Origin of the sequence: Paenibacillus aestuarii (assembly GCF_027789125.1) — a bacterium.
In the GTDB taxonomy this organism is placed as follows: domain Bacteria; phylum Bacillota; class Bacilli; order Paenibacillales; family NBRC-103111; genus Paenibacillus_E; species Paenibacillus_E aestuarii.
Genome location: NZ_JAQFVF010000018.1, coordinates 241,945 through 248,300, shown reverse-complemented (window position 1 = coordinate 248,300; position 6,356 = coordinate 241,945). Strand labels below are relative to the sequence as shown.

The 6,356-nt window shown below is 43.5% G+C and carries 7 protein-coding genes and 1 pseudogene; 2 read left to right on the top strand and 6 right to left on the bottom strand.

The window, feature by feature from the left end; all coding sequences use genetic code 11:
* Positions 1 to 1,321, top strand: a protein-coding gene (locus O9139_RS04995) for an IS3 family transposase (protein WP_270877922.1) whose coding sequence is annotated in 2 segments (ribosomal slippage) — positions 1 to 417 and positions 417 to 1,321 — 1,322 coding nt annotated over the 2 segments. Because the reading frame shifts where the segments join, the coding sequence is not laid out codon by codon here. This gene is flagged as partial in the annotation.
* Positions 1,322 to 1,428: 107 nt separating this feature from the next.
* Here the strand turns inward: O9139_RS04995 and O9139_RS04990 are convergent.
* From O9139_RS04990 to O9139_RS04975, 4 genes and pseudogenes are all read right to left on the bottom strand, one after another.
* On the bottom strand, positions 1,429 to 1,971 hold the full coding sequence (locus O9139_RS04990; protein ID WP_270878342.1) for an NAD(P)H-dependent oxidoreductase: 543 nt from the start codon (positions 1,969 to 1,971) through the stop codon (positions 1,429 to 1,431).
* Between the two features lie 204 nt (positions 1,972 to 2,175).
* Positions 2,176 to 2,427 carry an SLAC1 family transporter gene (locus O9139_RS04985; protein ID WP_270878354.1) on the bottom strand — a complete coding sequence of 84 codons (252 nt, stop codon included), beginning with the start codon at positions 2,425 to 2,427 and terminating at the stop codon, positions 2,176 to 2,178.
* Positions 2,428 to 2,693: 266 nt separating this feature from the next.
* Positions 2,694 to 3,866 (bottom strand): annotated as a pseudogene (locus tag O9139_RS04980) (MFS transporter).
* A 54-nt stretch (positions 3,867 to 3,920) separates the two neighbouring features.
* Positions 3,921 to 4,067, bottom strand: coding sequence for a hypothetical protein (locus O9139_RS04975; RefSeq protein ID WP_270878341.1), 147 nt, complete (start codon positions 4,065 to 4,067; stop codon positions 3,921 to 3,923).
* A 238-nt stretch (positions 4,068 to 4,305) separates the two neighbouring features.
* On the opposite strand from O9139_RS04975, the gene O9139_RS04970 reads away from it, so the two are divergent.
* Positions 4,306 to 4,491 (top strand): hypothetical protein, encoded by a 186-nt coding sequence (locus tag O9139_RS04970; protein WP_270878340.1) that lies wholly within the window; start codon positions 4,306 to 4,308, stop codon positions 4,489 to 4,491.
* Positions 4,492 to 4,555: 64 nt separating this feature from the next.
* Here O9139_RS04970 and O9139_RS04965 read toward each other — a convergent pair whose 3' ends face one another.
* Positions 4,556 to 5,077: a hypothetical protein gene (locus tag O9139_RS04965; RefSeq protein ID WP_270878339.1), complete on the bottom strand. Its 522-nt coding sequence runs from the start codon at positions 5,075 to 5,077 to the stop codon at positions 4,556 to 4,558.
* Positions 5,078 to 5,125: 48 nt separating this feature from the next.
* Entirely contained in the window at positions 5,126 to 6,343 is a 1,218-nt protein-coding gene (locus tag O9139_RS04960; protein WP_270878338.1) for an MFS transporter, read from the bottom strand.
* Positions 6,344 to 6,356 lie beyond the last annotated feature (13 nt).

Below are 6,356 nucleotides of genomic sequence, written 5' to 3'. Positions count from 1 at the left end.
TTAAGTATCAGAATGGTACGGAAGGAATTAAAAGCGTTGCAAAATCATTAGGGATAAACCATGAAGTTTTACGTATGTGGGTTAGGCAATACGAATATCACGGGGTAAAAGCTTTTGAAAAGAGCTATACAGCTTACAGCATGTCATTTAAACTAGACGTACTCAACTATATGAACGAGCATGGGACGTCTCCAAATGAAGCTGCTGTCATTTTTAATATTTCCTCCCCTGGGATCATTAGAAAATGGCGCAATCAATTTAATGAAGATGGAAAGGACGCCCTGAAATCAAAGAAAAAGGGGCGCCCACTTATGACAAATAAGAAAGAGAACAATTCGAAAAAACTAGAACCTGCGGAGGGTTCAGTTGAAGCTCTGAAAGCAGAAATAGAACGTTTGCGTATGGAAAATACCTATCTAAAAAAGTTGAATGCCTTAGTTCAAAACAAGGAAAAATCACCAAACAAGACAAAGCACAAGTAGTCTATGAATTAAGGCTTGAATTCCCGGTGGTTGCATTGCTAGCGTTTGCTGACATCCCTCGTAGTACCTTTTACTACTGGGTAAAGCAGTTGAATAAGCCCGATCTAGACAAAGATCTAAAACTCCTTATTCGATCCATTTACATCGAACATCAAGGACGTTATGGCTATCGTCGTATCCGTGATGAACTATATAATCGGGGACATCGGGTTAATCATAAAAAAGTGCAGCGTATCATGAAAGAATTAGGCTTGAAATCAGTGGTGCGTATGAAGAAATATCGTTCCCATAAAGGAACAGTAGGTAAAATTGCACCTAACGTACTCAATCGTAATTTTCACGCGGAAAAACCAAATGAGAAATGGGTTACCGATATTACGGAATTTAAGCTATTTGGAGAAAAGCTGTACTTATCACCTGTTTTGGACTTGTTTAACGGTGAAATTATCACTTACACAGTAGGGCCCCGCCCTACTTATTCCTTAGTCTCTGAGATGCTAGATAAGGCCTTTAAACGCTTATCCGAAGAGGATGAACTCCTCCTACATTCGGATCAAGGCTGGCACTACCAGATGAAGCCGTATCAACATGCTTTGAAGAAACAAGGAATTACCCAAAGCATGTCACGCAAAGGAAATTGTTACGATAACGCGGTGATGGAGAACTTCTTTGGCATTATGAAGTCGGAGTTTCTTTATCTTAATGAATTTGAAAGTGTAGATCACTTTAAGCTAGAACTAGCACGATACATTGATTACTACAATCACAAACGCATCAAATCAAAATTAAAAGGCATGAGCCCGGTACAATACCGTGCTCACGCCCAACAGGTTGCATAAAATATTTGTCTAACTTTAAGGGGTCACTTCAGATGTTCGACTGCCATTAATTAAGATATGGACACCCGTGACGCTAGCATGATCTGTTGCAGGAATCAATAATGGATTCATGTATGCACAGCTGCTGGCTTAACCGTTTTAATATGGTGAACGTAATCTTTGCTGCTTTTTGCTAGACGCTCTTCAGTAACGTTCGAGGCATCATTTAGTGCAAAATGAGGCAAATAAGTGGCACTAATGAAGTTGGCAAGTGCTTCTACCGGTCTTAAAATTTCCTGAAGTGTAAAGCGATTTGATCCGCTTGCTTGATACGATGCCTCCGTACCATATGTTGAAACAGCAACACTTATTTCTTTACCCTTTATTTGAGTAGCGTTTGGTCCATAAGCCCAACCATAAAGTAATACTTGGTCGAACCACTTCTTAAGTAATGGTGGAGTGCTATACCAGTAAAGCGGATATTGAAATATAATTCGATCATGCGACTCCATTAAACGTTGTTCTTTTGAGACATCGATTTGTTCATCTGGATACTCTTTATATAACTCATGAATGGTTATATCATCGTGCTTCCGCAATTCTTGCACCCATGCTTTATTCCAGTTCGAAGATTCCATAATCGGGTGAGTTACGATGACTAAAATTTTCATTTTGTCTACTCCATTTCACGTCATAGATTTTTATAAATTTTAGAAATCCGATATACCCTCTTATTATTTTTAGAAAAGTCACCTGTTATCCAATACTATTATTGCTTGAAACAACTTAATTTCTCTTAAGTACTTTTTACAAGAAAAATTAACCTATTAATGGAAGAATATTTACATATCAAACTCTATAATTAAGAGTTATTTTTATCCTTTTAGTAGGCTGCCATTAAATAGCATCTTGAATGTTCTAACAAAAATAACGATCAGGACGATGTTTAATAAAACTAAAATAACTACGGAAAAGGCGGTCAACAGCCAATAATGCATGGACATCGCGTATACCAAAGAGGCATTGCTGAGAGCAGCCATTGGAAAGCTTACTCCCCACCACGAAGCGCCGAATGGTATGGTCTTTTTAAATACTTTAACCTGATCCCTCCTTTCTCGAACTGTAATTATTGAATAATTAATAAAACTATCAATATTCGAAATCCTATCGTTATCATTGATTAAGTTGATCTAATAATGATTCCCCTAAAAGATGGTATTCATAGTAGAATTCAATTGCGTACCTACCCCGATCATTTGCTTGGCACTCGACAAAAAAATAAAGCCTCCCATTAGCAACCTAATCGTTCTAGGTTCACTTCTAATGAGAAGCTTCTATTTATGTAGAACTGGCCACCTTCCATACCTGACCAACTAGGCCTTCAAATTTGGTGTTAGGCACTGCCTGCTGATACCGGCTGTTCCTTGGCCAGTGTGCGCAGCAGCGGGGTTCGCGTGCTCACCCACCAGAATGCTACAGTTGCCGCCAAGCTTACCACCGTACAAAGCCAGAAAGCTGAAGCGAAGCCGAATTGGGACGAATACCAGCCGCCGAGTACCGCACCAACAATTTTGCCAGCGCCGAGCAAAATGATCGAATTGAACATCAGTCCTGTTGCCTTCAGCTCTTTCATGACATTCTCGTTCACATAATGAGCAAGGCACAAATAAAACAAGATGTATGTCCCCCCGTGGAGCGCCCACATGATGACAACGGTTTGCTGCGTCAATGCTGTGGCGTAAAGCAGCCAGCGTACAACATGAATCATGCCCGAGAACAGCAAAATGTTGACCATCCCGAAGCGGCGAAAAATCCAGTCGAACCAAATCATAAACGGAAACTGGCTGAACGAGCCTAGCGCAATGCCTAAGCCGATGATCTCCATGCTAATTCCCCGCTCTTGACTGTAAATGACATGAAACGAAAAGAAAAAGCCAAGTGTCGACTATAGGATGAAAGCGTATGCATAGAGCACCATAAGCGATCGATGCTTGAATAACTCTGTCACCTTCACCTTGTTCTTACCGCTTTGATGGCCCTCGACTTTGGGCAATATGAAGGATATGGCAAAAGAGACTAACATGATCAGGGATGTGACGAGAAAAATGCTATGGATATTTCGCGCGAACACCCAGCCGGCCACAACCGACATCAGCGCATAACCGATAGAACCGAATGTACGGACGCCGGAAAATTTGACGATTCCCTTCGTTGAAAGCTCAAGTGTGATGGCATCGCTAAGCGGATTAATCGCCACCTGAAAGAAGCTGAACACGATCATAGCGAGCAGCAGCAGGGCAACCGATGAGCCGGCCCACTGAACGAGCCATATCGAAAGCGCTGCCAGCAGCGTACAGAAGATAAGCACGTTATTTTTGTACCTTGAGCGGTCGCTGATAATCCCCCATAGCGGTTGTGCAATGAGTCCGATGACAGCTCCGACGGAAGTCAGGATCCCGATTTCGAAATTGCCAATGCCAATCTCCGTGTAATACACACTGATGTAGGAGAAAAAAGCGCCGTTACTCATAAAAACCAGCGCGTAAAACATAGACGTCTGCGCCATTATTTTATTCATTGTTATCCTCACCCGCAGCCTGTAAGATGTCCTGATTTAGTTTTATTCGCGCCACATCCACCATTTTCCTGTTCCAAGAAAAATAAAAAAGGAGCTGCACTGCAGCCTCGGACTCGCCAATGTCATCGCTACGTACAACCCGCGCACGCGCATCATCTGCATGGACGGGTTGCTCGCCCTCCTCGGCACGCCGCTGTGCTTCCTGTGAAATCTCGAGTTCTACGGCTCAGCTCTCGGTAAACTTGGCGTCGCGCACGGCGGCGTTTCGATGGTGACCCGGCAGCTGCCGAATGCGTTCATTGCTTACTCCTTACAAGAGTAAGGGCGACCCTAACGTTTGTCATATTTTACCACTATCTCAATCCCCCCGAAACGACCCTCTTTCCTCGAATCATTATGGTAAGCGACAATTCGAAGGAGAGAGCTTATGACGATTCAAGATTTGCGCAAAAGAATGGAGTTTATGAAATATCTAGGATTCGATGAGTCGAAAAAAATGTGGGTATACTCATATTCCAACCGTACTCATCACCAAGCCTACGGCATCATCGCAGGCAAGCTGACCGTGGTGAAACTGCCATCGCTGCAGGGATTGAGATTATCCTTATCATAAATGAAACAGCGACCATCTTGGACGAGAAACAAGTCCTAGACAATCGCTGTTTTTTATTGCTAATTTATTCCAGTGATAAAAGGCTTGCAGCACTTTCATCTGCCAAGGGCTCATTTTTTAGCATTTGCAAAATCTGCTGGTTCGCTCCCTTTTCCCGTAAAAATGAAAGCAATAAATCAGACTTATCCCTTCGGTTCATAAGCGCGTAAGCAACGCACCAAACTTCTGGACTGCCGACCTGAACACCGTTCCAAAGGCCGCTAGAAATATTCGGCAATTTGCATCGTCCTTTTTCGGTATAAATCGAGAAATGACCCAATATCTCCACTTGAGGATGATCTGAATGGACTAATAGTTTATATTCGGTTCCAAATGGGTAATCGCCACACGGTTTTTCTTGTACATCAAGGTGCAGCAATGCCTTGAGCACTTGCTCTTTAGGGGCTTCAGTCATCACATCCCAGTCATGAACGGTATCCGTTAATCCCAGCGCATGTAATAAACCGCTTCCCCCCAAAGAATACGGAATCCCTTCCTGTTGAAGTGCTTCAGTGACAGCATGTAAATGGCGAATAGCTGGTTCCATCCTAACCCCCTGCAAGAATAAAATCGAATGCAAACCTATTATAGCAGGTCATTGCCTTCCTGAGATGTTGATATCGTTCTCTACTATCTTATGGCGCCGGACCTTTGCGGATGGAACGGTTCTCACTTGAAGCAAAAATAGGATCATGAGAACAGCAAAACCAGCCAACAACCAAGTGGCAGCACCTGGCTGAACCGCATCCATGCTCCACCCTACCAATAGCGGCAGCAGGGCTCCTCCTATACCGCCTGAGGCGATGATGATGCTTGTCGTCTGCTTGGTCGATTCCGGATTCGCGTTATTGGCGTGTACAACCGCTATAGCAAATATGCCTGATAGAAAAAGTCCTGCTGCGAACACAAGAGCAAAGACGATCCAGGCATTTTCGAAAAAAGCAAGACCTATAAGTGAAATCAGCGCTCCTGATGAGCTGATGAGTAAAAACTTGAAGTAACCTATTTGTTCAGCGATGACCCCTGAAAATATACGTCCAATAATCATGGAAATCCAAAAAATGGAAACGGTAAGTGTTGCTTGCGAGCTCTCAAAATGCAGCCGGCTTTCAAATACAGATGGAAGGAAATTGATGGTGCTTGTTTCTAGCCCTACATACAGAAATACGAAGCACATTAGGAAAGCAAGAGGATAAAATTTGATGATATTCGTGGTGGAATGCTTGGCCGCAGAGGTATCTGGCTCAGCGCCTTCATTCCCAGCCTTCTTCGCGTAATCCGTGTAACTGAAGATCCAGATCATCATCATCAAGCACGCACAACTCGCGACGATGGCAAACGGCCCGAATCCGGAGTTGTTCTTTAGAAACAGACTCGAGATGGCTGGCATTAATAATGCCCCGACCCCAAAAGCAACTTCAAGCCGGCTCATCGTCACCGCTTTGTTTTTGTCCGAAGCCTCCAATAGCAAAGTGCCAATCGCGGTTTGAGCCAAGCCAAAGCAAAAACCGTTCAGCGTCGCAGGGATGAACAGAACATACCAGTACGGCTGCAAAAATAATATCGCATGCGCTGCAAACAAGCCTGCAAAGGCCAGCCATATTCCCCTCCGATACCCCAAGCTTCGCACACATCGTGGTGCAAACAATACGCCTGCAAGAAATCCACCGAACTGGGCAAATACGATAGATCCCCCATCGCTGAAATTCCGGCCGTAATCATGAAGTAAATTGGACATTAGCGTACCGAAAATGACGGTTGCCAAGCCGATGACAAAATAGGATAAGCATCCAAGCCAAATCAATTTTTTCATGTTATCCCTCCTC